The 17876-nt window shown below is 59.4% G+C and carries 19 protein-coding genes; 11 read left to right on the top strand and 8 right to left on the bottom strand.

Annotated features, from left to right (window positions below):
- Window positions 1-513 precede the first annotated feature (513 nt).
- Together PMI21_RS02255 and PMI21_RS02260 are read left to right on the top strand one after the other, a co-directional pair.
- Complete coding sequence (locus tag PMI21_RS02255) at window positions 514-882, top strand: DUF6124 family protein (RefSeq protein ID WP_007941644.1); 369 nt, start codon at window positions 514-516, stop codon at window positions 880-882.
- A gap of 161 nt (window positions 883-1043) precedes the next feature.
- Window positions 1044-1301, top strand: a complete 258-nt coding sequence (locus PMI21_RS02260) for a hypothetical protein (protein WP_007941643.1) — start codon at window positions 1044-1046, stop codon at window positions 1299-1301.
- An 82-nt stretch (window positions 1302-1383) separates the two neighbouring features.
- Here PMI21_RS02260 and PMI21_RS02265 read toward each other — a convergent pair whose 3' ends face one another.
- The 5 genes from PMI21_RS02265 to norR all read right to left on the bottom strand — a co-directional run bounded on the left by PMI21_RS02265 (window position 1384) and on the right by norR (window position 5949).
- Window positions 1384-2133 (bottom strand): YkgJ family cysteine cluster protein, encoded by a 750-nt coding sequence (locus PMI21_RS02265; RefSeq protein ID WP_007941642.1) that lies wholly within the window; start codon window positions 2131-2133, stop codon window positions 1384-1386.
- 82 nt (window positions 2134-2215) lie between these two features.
- The gene (locus PMI21_RS02270; protein WP_007941641.1) at window positions 2216-2542 is read right to left on the bottom strand and encodes a hypothetical protein; all 327 of its coding nucleotides are present in this window, start codon (window positions 2540-2542) and stop codon (window positions 2216-2218) included.
- 71 nt (window positions 2543-2613) lie between these two features.
- Complete coding sequence (locus PMI21_RS02275) at window positions 2614-3072, bottom strand: GNAT family N-acetyltransferase (RefSeq protein WP_033064246.1); 459 nt, start codon at window positions 3070-3072, stop codon at window positions 2614-2616.
- 27 nt (window positions 3073-3099) lie between these two features.
- On the bottom strand, window positions 3100-4002 hold the full coding sequence (locus PMI21_RS02280) for a chemotaxis protein CheV (protein ID WP_007941639.1): 903 nt from the start codon (window positions 4000-4002) through the stop codon (window positions 3100-3102).
- A 393-nt stretch (window positions 4003-4395) separates the two neighbouring features.
- Complete coding sequence (gene norR / locus PMI21_RS02285; protein ID WP_007941638.1) at window positions 4396-5949, bottom strand: nitric oxide reductase transcriptional regulator NorR; 1554 nt, start codon at window positions 5947-5949, stop codon at window positions 4396-4398.
- A 147-nt stretch (window positions 5950-6096) separates the two neighbouring features.
- Here norR and hmpA point away from each other — a divergent pair, with 147 nt between their 5' ends.
- The 8 genes from hmpA to cyoE all read left to right on the top strand — a co-directional run bounded on the left by hmpA (window position 6097) and on the right by cyoE (window position 14208).
- A complete protein-coding gene (gene hmpA, locus PMI21_RS02290) occupies window positions 6097-7278 on the top strand; it encodes an NO-inducible flavohemoprotein (RefSeq protein ID WP_007941636.1) in 1182 nt (393 codons plus the stop codon).
- Between the two features lie 168 nt (window positions 7279-7446).
- The gene (locus PMI21_RS02295) at window positions 7447-8007 is read left to right on the top strand and encodes an ester cyclase (RefSeq protein ID WP_007941635.1); all 561 of its coding nucleotides are present in this window, start codon (window positions 7447-7449) and stop codon (window positions 8005-8007) included.
- A 25-nt stretch (window positions 8008-8032) separates the two neighbouring features.
- Window positions 8033-8542: a disulfide bond formation protein B gene (locus PMI21_RS02300; RefSeq protein ID WP_033064245.1), complete on the top strand. Its 510-nt coding sequence runs from the start codon at window positions 8033-8035 to the stop codon at window positions 8540-8542.
- 828 nt (window positions 8543-9370) lie between these two features.
- On the top strand, window positions 9371-10315 hold the full coding sequence (gene cyoA, locus PMI21_RS02310) for a ubiquinol oxidase subunit II (protein WP_007941632.1): 945 nt from the start codon (window positions 9371-9373) through the stop codon (window positions 10313-10315).
- A gap of 3 nt (window positions 10316-10318) precedes the next feature.
- A complete protein-coding gene (gene cyoB / locus PMI21_RS02315; RefSeq protein ID WP_007941631.1) occupies window positions 10319-12349 on the top strand; it encodes a cytochrome o ubiquinol oxidase subunit I in 2031 nt (676 codons plus the stop codon).
- A 3-nt stretch (window positions 12350-12352) separates the two neighbouring features.
- The gene (locus tag PMI21_RS02320) at window positions 12353-12979 is read left to right on the top strand and encodes a cytochrome o ubiquinol oxidase subunit III (protein ID WP_007941630.1); all 627 of its coding nucleotides are present in this window, start codon (window positions 12353-12355) and stop codon (window positions 12977-12979) included.
- A complete protein-coding gene (cyoD, locus tag PMI21_RS02325; protein ID WP_007941629.1) occupies window positions 12980-13309 on the top strand; it encodes a cytochrome o ubiquinol oxidase subunit IV in 330 nt (109 codons plus the stop codon).
- 11 nt (window positions 13310-13320) lie between these two features.
- A complete protein-coding gene (cyoE, locus tag PMI21_RS02330) occupies window positions 13321-14208 on the top strand; it encodes a heme o synthase (protein WP_007941628.1) in 888 nt (295 codons plus the stop codon).
- 131 nt (window positions 14209-14339) lie between these two features.
- On the opposite strand, the gene PMI21_RS02335 is transcribed toward cyoE, so the two are convergent.
- The 3 genes from PMI21_RS02335 to PMI21_RS02345 all read right to left on the bottom strand — a co-directional run bounded on the left by PMI21_RS02335 (window position 14340) and on the right by PMI21_RS02345 (window position 17390).
- The gene (locus PMI21_RS02335; protein ID WP_007941627.1) at window positions 14340-15044 is read right to left on the bottom strand and encodes a hypothetical protein; all 705 of its coding nucleotides are present in this window, start codon (window positions 15042-15044) and stop codon (window positions 14340-14342) included.
- Window positions 15045-15156: 112 nt separating this feature from the next.
- Window positions 15157-16677: a sensor histidine kinase gene (locus PMI21_RS02340; RefSeq protein ID WP_007941626.1), complete on the bottom strand. Its 1521-nt coding sequence runs from the start codon at window positions 16675-16677 to the stop codon at window positions 15157-15159.
- Window positions 16674-17390: a response regulator transcription factor gene (locus tag PMI21_RS02345; RefSeq protein ID WP_007941625.1), complete on the bottom strand. Its 717-nt coding sequence runs from the start codon at window positions 17388-17390 to the stop codon at window positions 16674-16676. The genes PMI21_RS02340 and PMI21_RS02345 overlap by 4 nt, the downstream gene beginning before the upstream one ends.
- Window positions 17391-17542: 152 nt before the next feature.
- Here PMI21_RS02345 and PMI21_RS02350 point away from each other — a divergent pair.
- The coding region (locus PMI21_RS02350) for a peptide-methionine (R)-S-oxide reductase (protein ID WP_007941624.1) at window positions 17543-17876 on the top strand (334 nt) is incomplete at its 3' end.

Genomic DNA, 17876 nt, shown 5'->3' with positions numbered 1-17876 from the left:
GCGGCAGGCGAGCTAACGCTCGACCTGTTGAGTGGTGAGGGGCGGGTGTATGCCGCTCCATTGTGGGAGCGGGCTTGCCCGCGAAGGCGGCCTGACAGCCGACCAATCTCTTTCGTCTGTACCTGCATGATCGTTCCCACGCTCCCGCGTGGGAATGCCTCCAGGGGCGCTCCGCGTTCCGCTTTTGAATGTTTAATCGATGTGCCTGAACACAGACCTTTCCCACACATCTTTCAGGTTGTCCGTCGGAAGCGGGCTCTCTAGTCTTTGGCTGTCGCTGAAAACTCAGCGATCGGGTGTGAGAACCCGGTAAGCCTATTAATCCAACACCAGTACCACCATAATTGCCGCCAGCTTATCCGCTGCTTGCAATGCTCTATGGCGGCTGTGTGCGGGCGGACTTCGGTCCGGCCGGGTTCTGAGGCTTACCGGTTTCTCACTCCGCACATAGCTGCCACCCCTTCGTCGCGTGAGAAACGACAAGGGCTGGCTCCAATTGATGAGAATGCCTCTATGACCAAGCCAGTACCCGATCCACCCGTCAACACCACCACATCCAATGCCGAAGCCTCGCGCGCCGAAGAATTGCTCAAAGACCGCGAAGCCATCAAACGTGCCCTCGACTACTACCTCGATCCCCCAACGCCCTACACCGAAAAAACCCGCCGCCCCAGCACCATGTTCATCGTCGCCCCGAATATGGATACCGAAAGCCTCCTGGCCCATGCCTGTGAATCGTTAGCCACAGCGAGTGTCCTGGCCAGCGACTTCGCCAACGACCTGACCGGCCCGCAGCGCTACACGGCGCTGGCGATTCAACAGAGCATCATGCTGGCGGAGCTGGCGGTGAACCGGGCGCTGGATAACGTCGATCCGGCATAGACCGCGTTTTCGTTCATCGCGAGCAGGCTTGCGATGGCGGTTGGTCAGTCGGCACAAAACCCGACTGACCAGCTGCAGCCTGCAGCCCTCGAGACAGGTATACTGCCGCCTTTCGCGGCTCGCCTACCGGGCCCGACTCTTTAGCATCACCCGGAGCTTTCATGACTTCCCCGACACAACCGCCGGTTGCCGACGCTTTGCGCGATGACCAGGCAGACCTGCCCGACAGCGTCGACTCCAGCGCCGACAGCGAAACCAAAGCGGCGATCCCGGCGTTCAAGTTTCCGTTCAAACCGGGCGATCTGGCCGCCGCGAAGGGCGCCAGCCAGCCTTGGTACAAAAATGGCGCCAAGAATGGCCACACCAAGACCCCGGGCGCAGCGCCTCCCGGCACTCGTCGTTCGATGGGTAAACGCTGAGTTTTTACCTGCGCGGTGCCTGATCTGCCGTCATCGCGAGCCTGCTCGCGATGAGGCCATTAAATGCAACACTCCCTCTGGCTCAGGCCGCCCGCAACGAAATAAACGCATAGTTCAGCGGCGCTTCCGTCGCCACCTGCGCCCCGGCCGCCAGCACTTGCCCGGCGATATCATCGCCAGACACATGAAATACCCATTCCCTGCCCGAGTCCGCCAGCGATTGCTGCGCCACCTGATCGATAACCATGGCAAACGCGGCCATGTCCGGCAGATAAGCGGTAAACCCATCGCCCTTCAGCGCTGTCGTCCGAATCCCCAATAGCGCGCAAATCGCATCCTTGGCCTGAATCTCATCGCGATCCGCCTGACGGGAGCGCTGGATCAATCCCGCGAGTTCCTGATCGACCAATTCACCGCCGACAATCAGATCCGGGCCTTTTTCCCACGACTCGGGAGGGCATTCCTTTACCGCCGGGTTGAGCGGGATGTGCGGGTTGATTTCCATCGGATAGATGCGGCACACCAGCGGTCGGCGTTCGTAGATGCGGCAGAGGTTGTCTTCGTCAAGATTCCGGCAGGGGCCGACGTTGTAGGCGGCAAAGGTGATCGCCACGTGCGCCTCGCAGGCGCCGCTGCGAACCGGCATCGAACGGCGTTCGGCGTGTTCGCGTTGTTGGGCTGGCAGGCCCAGGCCATTGGCGAGAAAGGCTTCCACCAGCACGATCACCTGGCCGCCATCGGCCGCCCACATGCGGGCTTCGGCCAGTGTCAGGGGAACATGGTGGTCGTTGCAGCATTTGCCACAACCTACGCAGGAAAACGGTGTATTCATTGAGCGGCCAGTGACCTGTGAGGGTGTGAAACGGCGACAGAAAGCCACCGCAAAGGCCGTGCCGAAGCAAGTTATGCGCCAGTCATTGCGCTTTTGCCGTTGGACGGATGGAGTCCCATTCGGTCATGTAGGCGGTTTTGCTCTTCTTGTTGTAGAGGCACAGCTCGGTGCCTTGCTGGCCTTTCATGTGTTTTTGCGGGTACTGGCCTTGTAGCAGGAGCGCGGTATAACCGACCCGGTCATCGAACTGCGCGACGTTACCGACGGGTTTGGTGTTTTTCAGGCCGCTGGCCTTGGTGCAACTGGCGAGCACGGCTTTGTCGAAGGCGGCCCAGGCGTCGGGGCTGGAGGCGTGGGCCTGGGCGGCGAGGGTGGTGAGGCAGAGGAAGGTCAGGGTGGTGGCTTTCATGAGCAGGCATCCTTGGCGTGTAGTGGTCAAGGTCGGAGTATGCCTGATGGTTTGCTCGCGAAAGCGGTGTGTCAGACAGGCACCGGCTCCCGCCGGACCACATACATCCCGGCAATTTCATACAAACCCCGCGCCCGAAGGTTGTCTTCCCGCACCTTCAAATCCACAAATCCTTCGCGGCGTTGTTGAAACACTTTGAAAGCATGTAGCAGCAGCGCACGGCCAAGGCCGAGGCCTTGAACGCGTGGGTGTACCACCAAATTCTTGATGTAGGCGCTGGTCCAGCACTGGGCGACGCCGACAATACCTTCGGCATCCCGGACAATGAAGCACAGGGTCGGATCGTATTCGGGATCGGTTTCAAACCGCTGCTGCCAGACCTCTAGTGCCGGTACGCGGCCGCCGCCCTCCCGATAACCCAGTTCCATCAAGTGATGAACGGCTTCGGCAAGTTCTGGACGGTACTCGGTCAGCTCAATGCCAGTTGGCCAAGTGGAAAGCGGCACATCCTCAGCGAGGTTGCGCCGCATCAGAAAACAAAAGTCCTCGGCCAACACTCAGTGACCTTGTTCGGCGACGGCCCTGGCCGCCTCGATCAGGCATTTGGTCAGTTCCGGCGAGGAAAACTTGGTCAGCACCCCGTTGGCCCCGGCCAGTCGAGCCTTCTCGCTGTTCATCGCGCTGTCCAGCGAGGTGTGCAGCAGCACATAGAGGTGCGAGAAGTCCGGGGTTTCGCGCAGGGTGCGGGTGAAGGCATAGCCGTCCATCTCCGACATTTCGATGTCGGAGACGATCAGGTTGATCTGCTGGGCGGTGCCTTGCAGGTCCAGCAGGCAATCGATGGCTTCCTTGGCGCTGCGCGCGGTGTGGCATTGCAGGCCGAGGTTGCGCAGGGTGTGCACCGATTGTTGCAGGGCGACCTGGCTGTCATCGACCACCAGAATCCGCGCATTGCCCAGCACTTCGGCGTCTTCCATGCTCAGTTCGGTCGGGGCCATTTCGATCTGCGCTGGCGCAATGCCGTGGATGACCTTTTCGATGTCCAGCACTTGCACCAGCGTGCCGTCGACCGACGTCACTCCGGTGATGTACGAGCGCACGCCGCCGGAGCCGAAGGGTGGTGGGCGGATGTCGGTGGTCAGGCAGTGGACGATCTTGCTCACGGCCTGAACGTGCAGGCCCTGCTTGGAGCGGCTGACGTCGGTGACGATCAGGCAGCCACCGTTCGGGTCTTCCAGCGGTCGCTCGCCGATGGCGCGGCTCAGGTCGATCACCGACAACGAGGCGCCGCGCAGGGTGGCGATGCCTTTGACGTGGGGATGCGACTCCGGCAGCTTGGTCAGCGGCGGGCAGGGGATGATTTCGCTGACTTTCAGCAGGTTGATCGCCATCAGCTTGCCGCTGCGCAAGGTAAACAGCAGAAGCGAAAGTGAATCTGCGCGGGCTTTGTTGGAAGACATAAAAACCTTCTGTGGAAAAGGTGAGGCGATTATGAGCATCGCCAACAGCTATCGATGCCGGGTTATCGACTTGTTATAGGCTGGCTTTAGGGATATTCCCCAGCATAACGACCAATGCGACCTTTGTAGCAGCTGCCGAAGGCTGCGTTCGGCTGCGAAGCAGTCGTAAAACCTGTGCATGCGATACATCCAGGTACAACGCGGTGACCGATTTGGCGAGGACTTCGTCCTCGAACGCAGCCTTGTAGCAGCTGCCGAAGGCTGCGTTCGGCTGCGAAGCGGTCGTAAAACCTGTGCATGCGATATATCCAGGTACAACGCGGTGACCGGTTTGGCGAGGACTTCGTCCTCGAACGCAGCCTTCGGCAGCTGCTACAAGGCTGCGATCTTTACTTATTTCATGCCCAACCGCTTGGCCATCCGCCCCAGGTTCGCCCGATCCAGGCCCAACTCCCGCGCCGCGCTGGCCCAGTTGTGGTGGTGCCGCTCCAGGCAGGCGCTGATCAGTTGGCGCTGATAGTGCTCGGTGGCTTCACGCAAATCCCCTGAAACCAACTCAGCCGCCGGCGCAGCAACCAGGGGTTCCGACACGTGCTCAACGCCGCCATTGGGCAAATCCAGATCCGCAGCGCTCAAGCTGAGAATCTTCGGCCGTTGCGTGCAATTACCCAGCGCCTTCAACGCGCTGCGGCCAATCAAGTGCTCCAGCTCCCGCACATTCCCCGGCCAACCATACGCCAACAAGGCCGCTTGCGCATCGCTGGTCAGGCGCAGGCTGTTGAGGCCCATGCGTGAGCGGTTTTGCTCCAGGAAGTAGCCGCTGAGCAGCAGCACATCCCGACCGCGGTCGCGCAATGCGGGCACCAGCAGCGGGTACACGCTCAGGCGATGATAGAAGTCGGCGCGGTAGCGACCGCTGCGCACTTCTTCGGCCAAGTCGCGGTTGGTCGCCGCGATCAGCCGCACGTCGACCTGATGTTCCTTGTCCGACCCCAGCCGCTGCAATTGCCCGCTCTGCAGCACTCTCAGCAATTTGGCCTGCACCGCCAGCGACAGTTCACCCACTTCATCGAGGAACAACGTGCCGCCATTGGCCAGTTCGAACTTGCCACGACGATCGTTCATCGCGCCGGTGAAGGCGCCACGCACGTGACCGAACAGTTCGCTCTCCACCAGCGTGTCTGGCAGGGCCGCGCAGTTGAGGCTGATGATCGGTTTGTCGGCCCGGGGCGACGCCGCGTGAATGGCTTGCGCCACCAGCTCTTTACCGACCCCGGTTTCGCCGGTGATCAGCACCGTCAGATCGCTGCCGCCCACCAGGTTGATCTCTTCCACCAGGCGTTTGTAAGCCTTGCTCTGGCCGATCATTTCGCGGTTCTGCTGGCCGCTGGCCTGACGGTAAACCTCGGCGCGCTGATGTTCGTCTTCGGCGCGATTGGCCAGCCGCTCGATGCGCTCGGCGGCGTTGACCGTGGCAGCGGCGAGGCTGGCGAAGGCTTGCAGGGCGTCCAGTTCGATTGGTTCGAAACGTTCAGGGGCGAGGGCGTCGAGGGTCAGCAAACCCCACGGACGCTCGTCGATAAACAGCGGACAGCCCATGCAGTCGTGGACTTCCAGGTGCTCGTGCAGGCCATCGACCAGGCCGTCATAAGGATCGGGCAAGTCGCTGTCGGCGGCGAAGCGGGTCGGGCCGGGGCTGCTGAGCAGCACTTCGAAGCGCGGGTGTTCGCTGACCTTGAAGCGTCGGCCGAGGGTGTCGGTGCTCAACCCGTCCACGGCCAGCGGCACCAGCCATTCGCCGTCGAGTCGCAGCAGGGCGGCGGCGTCGCAAGGGAGCAGGGCGCGCATGGCTTCGAGCAGGCGCCGATAGCGCTCGCCTTCGGGCAACTCGCGGGACAGGTCGGAGACCAGGGGCAGCAGGGTCGTGAGTAGTAGTTTTGCAGTCATAATGACTCCGTGTAGTCGCTATGACTATAAAACGATGTGTGTCGATATGACTACTTTGTTTTTAACTGTTTGATTTTTAAGGTTTTAATTGTTGGCATGGAAACTGATAAGCAAAGGTTACTCATATAAAGCCCAGGAGTTGCTCTTATGCTTAGCGTCCAAGACCGTGCCATCGTCAAATCCACCGTGCCGTTGCTGGAAAGCGGTGGCGAGGCGTTGATCACTCACTTCTACCGCATGATGCTCTCCGAATACCCGGAAGTCCGCCCGCTGTTCAACCAGGCCCACCAGGCCAGCGGCGATCAGCCTCGCGCCTTGGCCAACGGTGTATTGATGTACGCGCGGCACATCGACCAGCTCGATCAGTTGGGCGATCTGGTGGCCAAGATCATCAACAAGCACGTGGCCCTGCAAATCCTCCCGGAACATTACCCGATCGTGGGCAGCTGCCTGTTGCGGGCAATCTCTGAAGTGCTGGGCGACGAAATTGCCACGCCTGAAGTGATAAGTGCCTGGGGCGCGGCCTACAACCAATTGGCCGAAATCCTGATCGGTGCTGAAGCCAGCATTTACGACCAGAAAGCCCAGGCACCGGGCGGCTGGCGCGGCGCGCGGGAATTCATCGTGGCGGCCAAGGTCGAGGAAAGCGCGGAAATCACTTCGTTCTACTTCGAACCGGCAGACAAAGGGCCGATTCTCGCGGCCGAGCCCGGCCAGTACATCGGCATGAAACTGATCCTCGACGGCGAAGAAATCCGGCGTAACTATTCGCTGTCGGCGCTGGCCAACAAGGGCCAGTACCGCATCAGCGTCAAGCGCGAAACCGGTGGCCGCGCCTCCAACCATTTGCACGATCAATTGCACGTCGGCGCGAGCATCATGCTGTTCCCGCCAGCGGGCGACTTCACCCTGACCGCCAGCGACAAACCGCTGGTGCTGATCAGTGGCGGTGTCGGCATCACCCCGACACTGGCGATGCTCGAAGCGGCGCTGGCGACCGAGCGGCCAGTGCACTTTATCCACTGCGCGCGCAACGGCAGCGTGCATGCCTTCCGCGACTGGATCGACGGGCTGGCCGAGCGTCATCCGCAGCTCAAGCGTTTCTATTGCTACGCCGAAGACGATGGCGTCAGCCCGGCGGCAGACAAGGTTGGCCTGCTGAGCCAGGAGCAACTCGGCGAGTGGTTGCCGCAGCAGCGCGATGTGGATGCTTACTTTTTGGGGCCTAAAGGCTTCATGGCGGCGATCAAGCGTCACCTCAAGGCCTTGGGCGTACCGGAGAAACAAAGCCGTTACGAGTTCTTCGGGCCGGCTGCGGCGTTGGAGTAAGCAGTTGCGGCGACTAGGGAGACCGAGTCGCCTTCATCGCGGGCAAGCCGCACCACGGTCCCGATTCGTAAAAAACGCTTAAAGGTTAATCCGTTCTTAACCGGTTTATCGTTTATTTCCCGATGCTGATGATAGGCGCTCGTTCGTTTACATGATCAGGATCGCCCCATGACTCACATCACTTTCTCCCGCCGTTCTACCCTGGTCGGCCTCAGCCTGACCGCTGCGCTGCTGGCGAGTCCGTTTGCTTCTGCCGAACCGGCCTTGCTCCAGCCGCAGAGCCTGATCGTCGATCAGAGCTTGCCCAAGGCGCAGCGCGATTCCATGGAATTGGCCGCCCGGCGTTACGGCAGCTTCTGGAATACCGGGGAGGAGGCGTTGGCCAAGGCGGCCTTGTCGGAGCAGTTCGTCGACAAGACCCCGCCCGAAGGCCGGGTTCAGGGGCCGACCGGGCCGCTACTGGCGTCGAAGTTCTTTCGCACGGCGGTGCCGGACCTGAGCTGCGAGATCGAGCAAATGATCATCGCCGGTGATCGGGTGGTGGTGCATCTGCACTTTCGCGGGCACTTCACCGGCCCGTTCAAGGCTCTCAAAGGTCAGGGCCAGCGTGTAGACTTCCGGGCAACCGATATCTATCAGGTCGACAACGGTCGCATCGCGGCCAATTGGCATATCGAAGACAACATCAGCCTGATGCAGCAGCTGCAAGCGCAGCCGCCGGCGAGCTGATCCACGGACACAGAAGGGAAACGCGATGAGCGAGGAAACAATGCGGTTGGGACGTGAACGGCGCTACCTGGTGCTGCTGGGCATCATCTGCCTGGCGCTGATCGGTGGCGCGCTGTACATGCAAGTGGTGCTGGGCGAAGCACCGTGCCCGCTGTGCATCTTGCAGCGCTACGCATTGTTGCTGATCGCGCTCTTCGCGTTTATCGGCGCGGCGATGCGCACCCGCCGCAGCATCACGCTGTTCGAAGTGTTGGTGGTGATCTGCGCCATCGCGGGCGCCGGGGTGGCCGGGCATCACGTCTATACCCAGCTGTACCCGGAAGTCAGCTGCGGCATCGATGTGCTGCAACCGATCGTCGACGGTTTGCCGTTGGCGAAGATCTTCCCCCTGGGCTTCCAGGTCGACGGTTTCTGCTCCACGCCATACCCGCCGATCCTCGGTTTGTCCCTGGCGCAGTGGGCGCTGACGGCGTTCGTGCTGGTCGTGGTGCTGGTGCCGCTGCTCACTACGCGTAACCGCAAAGCACTGCGCTGAGGCCGTCCGCCACACCGTTACGCGAAACAAAAAACGCCCCGATCCTCGTTGGGAGGCCGGGGCGTTTTGCGTGTTCAGAGGTCAGGTAAAAGGACTGTGATACGCAGCAACGAAGGGTGTGACACGTGTGCGACATGTTGTCACAGCTTGAGTGTCGCAAGTCATTTCAAAACGTTGAATTGGGGCACCTCCAGGCACCCAAAACGGGCTTCGAAGGCCACTGCCTCTTGCCGTGCCAATCAGCCGGAACAGGCAGTTTTAACAGGGGCTAGCGAATTGCTAAAGCCCTTGTCACATAGGGGGTAGAGCAGAGTCGGAGACGAGCGCCGGGCCCTGGAAGCTGTCTGAACTGCGCGCGGTAGACCTACATTTTTTGGTGTTTTTGTTGAGAATTAATTTCGATACCATGGCCCACTTTTGCAAAAACCGTGAATGATTGTTGCTGGAACGGATAAAAATTATTTCGGGATGAGACATGGTTTATGAATCGCTACATATCTACAATCGCCCGCACTGAATTCCCGGCACTGCTCGCCCCAACTCAGGTGCATGAGCAGAAGTAGGGTGTCGAGAGGCCTGATGGCTTCATGCGACCCCCATTTGTCGGTGCCTTCCGACGATCCGCACCAAATGGAATTGGTCTGTAACAAGGCCCTTGACCACGAATTCGAATAAGAACTTAACGCAGGCCCAGCAATTGTCGAACAGCGTCTGACGCGCGACGGGCAGGCCCTTATTCAATCCAAGAAAAATGCCAACCCTTGGCAGGGTGAAGTGTTGGCGATCAAAACCCAACTGCATTGCGCAAGCTGCTTTAGAGGTCGTGAGATGAGTAAAAACAGGTACCCCAGACTACTAGGCTTATTGCCGCTGCTCGGCACGTTGTTGCTGGGAGGCTGCAACATGACCTTGCTCGATCCCAAGGGCCAGGTCGGCCTGGATGAGCGAAACCTGATCATCACCGCAACGCTGCTGATGCTGTTGGTCGTCGTGCCGGTCATCGTCATGACGTTCCTGTTCGCCTGGAAATACCGCGCTTCCAACAAGGACGCCGTCTACACGCCAAAATGGTCCCACTCCACCAAGATCGAAATCGCGGTGTGGACTATTCCGGTACTGATCATCATTGCCCTGGGTTACGTCACCTACAAGTCGACCCACGCGCTGGATCCTTACAAGCCGCTGGAATCCGACGTCAAGCCGGTCACCATTGAAGTGGTCGCGCTGGACTGGAAGTGGCTGTTCATCTACCCGGAACAAGGCATCGCCACGGTCAACAAGATCGTGTTCCCGGCGCACACCCCGATCAACTTCAAGATCACTTCCGACGCCGTGATGAACTCGTTCTTCATCCCTGCTCTGGGCGGTCAGATCTACGCGATGGCGGGCATGCAGACCAAACTGCACCTGATCGCCAACCAGAACGCTGAAATGGACGGTATCTCCGCCAACTACAGCGGCGCGGGTTTCACCGGCATGAAATTCAAAGCTATCGCCACTTCTCAGGAAGATTTCGACGCCTGGGTAAGCGAAGTCAAAAAGGCACCTAAACAGCTTGAACAAGCTGAATACGCAGCCCTGTCCAAGCAGAGCCAGAACAACCCAGTCGAGCTTTACTCCTCGGTCACGCCGAACCTGTTCCAGATCATCGTCGACAAGTACGAAGGTATGAAACCGGGCAAGCCAGTGCACCACGAGAAGAAAGAGCACGAAGTGGCCGCCATGGAAGGAATGGACATGAGTTCGCATTCAGCTGCCGGGGCAGAGGAGTAAACGATGTTTGGTAAATTAAGTTGGGAAGCGGTCCCGTTCCACGAACCGATCGTAATGGTGACCATCGCCATGATCGCGCTCGGCGGTCTGGCACTGTTCGCTGCAATCACCTACTTCAAGAAGTGGACCTATTTGTGGACCGAGTGGTTGACCTCGGTCGACCACAAGAAAATCGGTGTGATGTACATCGTCGTCGCCATGGTCATGCTGCTGCGTGGTTTTGCCGACGCCATCATGATGCGTACCCAGTTGGCCATGGCCACCGAGGGTTCGCCTGGCTACCTGCCACCTGAACACTATGACCAGATCTTCACCGCCCACGGTGTGATCATGATCATCTTCATGGCGATGCCATTCTTCACCGGCCTGATGAACCTTGCAGTGCCGCTGCAGATCGGCGCGCGTGACGTTGCCTACCCGTTCCTGAACTCCCTGAGCTTCTGGCTGCTGGTTTCCGGCGTGGTGCTGATCAACCTGTCCCTGGGCGTTGGCGAATTCGCCAAGACCGGTTGGGTTGCCTATCCGCCACTGTCGGGCCTGCAATACAGCCCGGGCGTGGGGATGGATTACTACATCTGGGCGCTGCAGCTATCCGGGTTAGGTACGACGCTGACGGGGGTCAACTTCCTGGCCACCGTGCTGAAAATGCGTACCCCTGGCATGAAGCTGATGGACATGCCGATCTTCACCTGGACCTGCACCTGGGCCAACGTCCTGATCGTGGCTTCGTTCCCGATCCTGACCGCTACCCTGGCGTTGCTGACGCTTGACCGTTACATGGATTTCCACATTTTCACCAATGAACTTGGTGGCAATCCGATGATGTACGTCAACCTGTTCTGGGCCTGGGGTCACCCCGAGGTTTACATCCTGATTCTGCCGGCGTTCGGGATCTTCTCCGAAGTCATCTCGACCTTCACCGGCAAGAAGCTGTTCGGCCACCATTCGATGATCTACGCTTCGGGCGCGATCTCGATCCTGGGCTTCATGGTTTGGCTGCACCACTTCTTCACCATGGGTTCGGGTGCCAGCGTCAACGCCTTCTTCGGTCTGGCGACGATGCTGATTTCGATCCCGACGGGTGTGAAACTGTTCAACTGGCTGTTCACCATCTACCAGGGCCGTCTGCGCTTCACCAGCCAGGTGATGTGGACTCTGGGCTTCATGGTGACCTTCGCCATCGGCGGCATGACCGGCGTACTGCTGGCCATCCCGGGTGCCGACTTCGTTCTGCACAACAGCCTGTTCGTGATCGCACACTTCCATAACGTGATCATCGGCGGCGCGGTATTCGGTTACATCGCAGGTTTCGGCTTCTACTTCCCGAAAGCGTTCGGCTTCAAGCTGCACGAAGGCTGGGGCAAGGCTGCATTCTGGTTCTGGATCTCCGGCTTCTTCGTCGCGTTCATGCCGCTCTATGTACTGGGCTTCATGGGCATGACCCGTCGTCTGAACGCCACCACCAACCCTGAGTGGGTACCGTACCTGTACGTTGCCATGTTCGGTGCGGTGATGATCGCAGTCGGTATCGCCTGCCAGCTGATCCAGCTGTACGTCAGCGTGCGTGACCGCAACAAGCCGGAAAACATGTGCGAACACGGCGACCCGTGGAATGCACACACCCTGGAATGGTCGACCTCCTCGCCACCTCCGTTCTACAACTTCGCCGTGCTGCCGAAAGCCGACGTTGTCGATCCGTTCACCGAAGCCAAGGAAAACGGCACCGCGTACAAGGCTCCGGCCAAGTACGAGCCGATCCACATGCCGAACAACACCGCGACCGGTGTGGTCATGGGCGCACTGTTGACCGTATTCGGTTTCGCGATGATCTGGCATATCTGGTGGCTGGCAATCGCCGGCCTGGCAGGCACCGTGATCTACTTCGCGATCCACGCGGCCCGTGATGATCAAGGCTACTACGTGCCGGTCGACGTGATCGAGCGCATCGAAGCCGAGCAGCACAAGCGTCTGGTAGCAGCCGGGAAAGTCCCAGCCACCGCCACCCGTGTTGAAACCTCGTTGGAACAGGCTTAAACCATGTCGAACTTAGTGACCAATGCTGGACACACCCATGTCGATGGACATGGGCATGATGACCATCACCACGACTCGGGCGAGATGACCGTATTCGGTTTCTGGCTCTACCTGATGACCGACTGCATTCTGTTTGCGTCGATCTTCGCAGCGTACGCGGTACTGGTTAACAACGTAGCGGGTGGCCCGTCGGGCCACGACATCTTCGAACTGCCATACGTACTGGGCGAAACCGCTCTGCTGCTGTTCAGTTCGATCACCTACGGCTTCGCCATGCTGGCGTTCTTCCGTGGCAACAAGAAGCAGGTCCTGGGCTGGCTGGCCCTGACCTTCCTGTTCGGTGCCGGCTTCATCGGCATGGAGATCAACGAGTTCCACATGCTGATCTCCGAGGGCTATGGCCCTAACCGTTCGGGCTTCCTGTCCGGGTTCTTCACCCTGGTCGGCACCCACGGTCTGCACGTGACCAGCGGTCTGATCTGGATGGCGATCATGATGTACCAGGTGCAGAAAAAAGGCCTGACGGCGACCAACAAGACCCGTCTGAGCTGCCTGAGCCTGTTCTGGCACTTCCTGGACGTGGTGTGGATCTGCGTATTCACCGTTGTTTATCTGATGGGGACTATGTAAATGGCTAACGCGCACTCTCATGACGACGCCGGTCACGGCAGCGTCAAGTCCTACGTCATTGGCTTCGTCCTGTCGGTAATCCTGACCCTGATCCCGTTCGGTCTGGTGATGTACCCGTCGCTGCCGAAGTCGCTGACTCTGTGGATCGTACTGGCTTTCGCCGTTATCCAGGTGCTGGTGCACCTGGTGTACTTCCTCCACCTCGACCGTTCGGCCGCGCAGCGTAACAACGTGATTGCGTTTGTTTTCGCCGCGATCGTGATTGTCCTGCTGGTTGGCCTGTCGCTGTGGATCATGTTCAGCATCCACACCAACATGATGGCGAAGTGAGGTAAGTCCGGATGTCCTTTAAGCACTTTATCCAAATCACCAAACCGGGGATCATTTTCGGTAACGTGCTTTCTGTGGCAGGCGGATTTTTCCTGGCCTCCAAAGGGCATGTCGATCTGGCCATTTTCCTGGCCGCGATGATCGGCACGTCCCTGGTCGTGGCTTCCGGTTGCGTGTTCAACAACTGCATCGACCGCGATATCGACCTGAAGATGGAACGCACCAAGAACCGGGTGCTGGTCCAGGGCTTGATCTCCCTGAAACTGGCCCTGGCTTATGCGACCGTCTTGGGTGTTGCCGGCGTTGCGTTGCTGTACAAGGTGGCCAACCCGTTGGCCGCGCTGTTCGCGGTGATCGGTTTTGTCATCTACGTCGGCTTCTACAGCCTGTACCTCAAGCGCAAGTCGGTTCACGGCACGCTGGTGGGCAGTCTGTCGGGGGCGATGCCGCCGGTGATCGGTTACGTTGCAGTCAGCAATAACTTCGACATGGCCGCTCTGACGTTGTTGGTGATGTTCAGCCTGTGGCAGATGCCGCATTCCTACGCCATCGCAATCTTCCGCTTCAACGATTACCTGGCCGCATCGATTCCGGTGCTGCCGGTGAAGCGCGGCATTGAAGTGGCCAAGAAACACATCCTGCTCTACATCCTGGCCTTCCTCGTGGCGACCTTGATGCTGACCTTCAGCGGCTACGCCGGCATGAGCTACCTCGCCGTCGCCGCGGCCATGGGCATGTACTGGCTGTACATGGCCTGGACCGGTTACAAGGCAGTGGATGACACGGTCTGGGCACGCAAGCTGTTCGTGTTCTCGATCTTCACCATTACTGCCTTGAGCGTGATGATGTCTTTGGACTTCAAAGTGCCGAGCGAGTTGTTGCTGACGTACGCGCCTTAAGCGTCGGATGCTGTAAAGAAAAGCCCCGCCTTTCGAGAGAATGGCGGGGCTTTTTCGTTTAATTACGATTGGCGTACAGGCAATAAAAATCCCCGCTCTGATGGCGGGGATTTTTGTGTGCAGCGTTAGCGTTACTGCGCGGCGATGCTGTAGCCGTCGAACGCGGTTTGTTGCTGAAGCGCGGTGATGATGTTCTTGCGGTTGACCGCTTGTTCGGCCCCGGCATTGTCCAGGAACGTTTCGCTTTCCAGTTCCGCTTCTTCGCCTTCGCCAACGAAAGTGAAGCCCAGGAACTCCAGCGCTTCACGGTCAACGTTCAGGCGCGAGCGCGGGGTGCGCAGGGGCAGGGTGACGCTGATGCCGTCCTTGCTGATGGTGAACACTTCGACTTCTTTCTTGGCGCGAGCCGCTTTGCTCTTGCCGCTGCTCGGGTTGCTGATGGCCTGGTGAGTCTGGTTCAGCACTTTCAGCGCCAGGCCATAAACGATTTCCTGGAACGCCGGGTCGTCCTTGAAGCTGGACAGAATGCGGCTGATCGGGAATTTGCTGCTCAGGTCTTCCAGGGCGGCAATGTCGGCCGCTTCGGCGTCTTTCAATTGCTTGAGTTCGCCCATCAATTCGTAGGCTTTATCGTCATCGAAGCTGTCGTGAGCCTGGCGAATCGCAGCGCGCAGTTCGCGGATCTGGTCGCTTTCCCGGGTGGATTGAAAAGCGTCCAGAACCATCTCGCTGATGGTCTTGGCCTGGGGCACGTGTTGTGAAAGATTGATGGAGTTTTCGTATTCCGCTTTGGACGACAAGGTGACTACGGATTCAGCGGTATTGGAATCGGACATTGAAATTTCACTACTTCTTTAACTTGGATTGAGGCGAGAAAGCACGGGGCCTTTTCAGGCCGCCTAATCTATTGGACCAGCGCTGCGTTGTCACGGATGAACAGGTGGCTGGTCAGTATTTTTGGTGGGAGGATTTGGACCGAACCACCCATTGCTCTGCCGTTTGCTCATCCACCGGTAAGGAGAAGCGAAATGTCGCGCCGCGTCCCGGCACTTCGATCAGCTCGATCTCACGACCGTGCAATTGCAGGATCCGGTGCACGATCCGCAATCCCAGCCCGCCATCGCGCCGTGCGCCACCAATGTTGAACGGACGCAGGAACAGACCTTCGCGCAATTCGGGGTCGATGCCAGGGCCGGTGTCGCTGACGGTCACTTCGATAAAAGCCCCTTGAGGACGGAGACTGAGTTCGATTTCTCCCCCTTGGGGAGTGTGGCGCAGGGCGTTATCGAACAGGTTGGTCAGCACCCGCTCGATCAGCCCCAGGTCGGCGCAGGCCACGGCGACGTTAGGGGCGAAGGTGGCCTTGAGTTCAATCTGGCGCGCTTCGGCGCTGAGTTCGAATTTCTGAAAAATGTCCTGCACCAGATCGGTCAGGGAGAAGCGCTCCAGCACCGGTTGCACAAAACCGTGTTCCAGTCGCACCAGTTCCAGCAGTGATTGCGCCAGGCCGCCGACCTTGCGGCTCTGATCCAGGGCGATTCCCAGATAACGGCGACGATCGGCGGGGGACAAAGTGGCGTCCTTGAGCGACAGGGTTTCCAGGTAACCGTGCAGCGAGGCCAGCGGTGTGCGCAGGTCGTGAGAGATGTTGGCCACCAGTTCGCGACGCTCCTGATCCTGACGGGTCAGCGAGCGCCATTGTTCACCGAGGCGTGCTTGCATCTGCCGGAAGGCTGCGTCGAGTACGGCTATTTCATCGTGGCTGGCGGCCTTTTCTATCGGCTCCGGCTCAGGTTCGGGCGAAGCGGTCGGAACACCGTTGATATCAAACTGACTGACTTTCTCGGTCAAACGACGCAATGGCCGGGTGATCAGGGCAAATGCCGTGAGGCCGGCAATCAGGCACAGCAACGCCACCAGCCCGATGGACAACAAAGCAGTATTGAGCGCCGCGCTGGTGGCGCCGCGTTCGGCGAAGCGGTCGTGCTCTTCGCTGAGTAACACCACGTAAAGGTAACCGGCCGGCTGACCATTGACCCGCAAAGGTGCGGCGCTGAACACCTTGCGACCATCGACGCTGCGCGGATCGTCGCCGAGAATCGGCAATGCCTCGCCCTTGAGCAAACGCTGGATCGGCGCCAGATCGACTTGCTCCCGGCGTATCCGCCCCTCGGGCGCAGCGCTGCCGACAATTCGGCCCCCGGTATCCAGCAGATAGACCTCGACACTGGGATTGACCAGCATCAGCTGACTGAACAGTCCGCGCACGGCATTGGGCATCGGGCCGTTGCGGTCCATCAGTACGGTGTCATGGGCAATGTGTTGCGCCAGATCCCGCGACAAGCCTTGCACCACTTCCAGTTCATGCATCTGACTGGAGCGCACCTGCATCCATGCCGAGGTGCCGCAGCACACCAGCAACAGCACGGCGAACACCAGGGACAGGCGTTGAGTCAGGGTCAGCCTCATGGCTGCTCTCCGCTTGCTGCGAATTTGTAGCCACGGCCCCACACCGTGAGGATGCGCGCCGGTTGCGCCGGATCGGCCTCGATTTTCGCCCGCAAGCGGTTGATGTGGGTGTTGACCGTATGTTCGTAGCCTTCGTGACTGTAGCCCCATACCGCATTGAGCAGGTCCATGCGTGAGAAGACTTTGCCGGGCTGACGGACAAAGAAGTACAGCAGGTCGAATTCCCGTGGCGTGAGGTCAAGACGCCGGCCGTCGAGGGAGACTTCACGGGTGATCGGGTCGATGGACAGGCCATCGCTGGTCAGACTGCCGGCATCCATTTTCAGATTACGGGCCATGGCGTCGACCCGTCGCAGCAGTGCCTTGACCCGTGCCACCAGCTCGAGCATGGAAAAGGGTTTGGCCAGGTAATCGTCGGCGCCCAGCTCCAGCCCCAGAATCCGATGCACTTCGCTGGAGCGCGCACTGGTGATGATGATCGGGGTGTAGCGGGCCATGGCCCGGGCGCGGCGGCAGATTTCCAGGCCATCGACGCCGGGCAGCATCAGGTCGAGGATCAGTGCGTCCCAGCTTCCTTGCTGCAGCAGTCGCATGCCCTCGTCGCCGTCGGCGCAGTGCACTACCTCAAACTGCTCATCGCGCAGGTGCAGGCAGATAAGGTCGGCAATGTGCAGGTCGTCCTCGACCACCAGGACGCGTTTGGTCTGTTCCATGGAGCTCAATCCTTTGTGACGCAATGAACACATTGTGCGGGTTTTCCTGAGGTTGAGTTATCACGAATTATTTAACTCCTCGTGAGGATTTGGCGATCAACTCAAGCCTAGGCTGTGTTCCATGCAAGGCACCTGGAATTTTGGAGAAGGCCATGTTTTCACGGCGACAGTTTCTTGTAGCGAGCGGCGGGCTAGGGGCTGCAGCCCTGGTGATCGGTGTATTGCCAAAATTTTCCGCAAGCGTCGCGCTGGTCGATAAGGCCCGTGCGGAGGAGGTTTTCGAGGTGACTCACAGCGACAGCGAATGGCGCGCCCTGCTCAGCGCCGAACAGTACGAAATACTGCGCGAAGAGGGCACTGAACGGGCCTATAGCAGCCCGCTGAACAACGAGCACCGCAAGGGCGTTTTTGCCTGCGCCGGTTGCGATCTGTCGTTGTTTTCTTCCGACACCAAGTTCGACAGCCGTACCGGCTGGGCGAGTTTCT

Origin of the sequence: Pseudomonas sp. GM18 (genome assembly GCF_000282195.1) — a bacterium.
GTDB lineage: Bacteria > Pseudomonadota > Gammaproteobacteria > Pseudomonadales > Pseudomonadaceae > Aquipseudomonas.
This window is presented reverse-complemented; position numbering and strand designations above follow the sequence as displayed.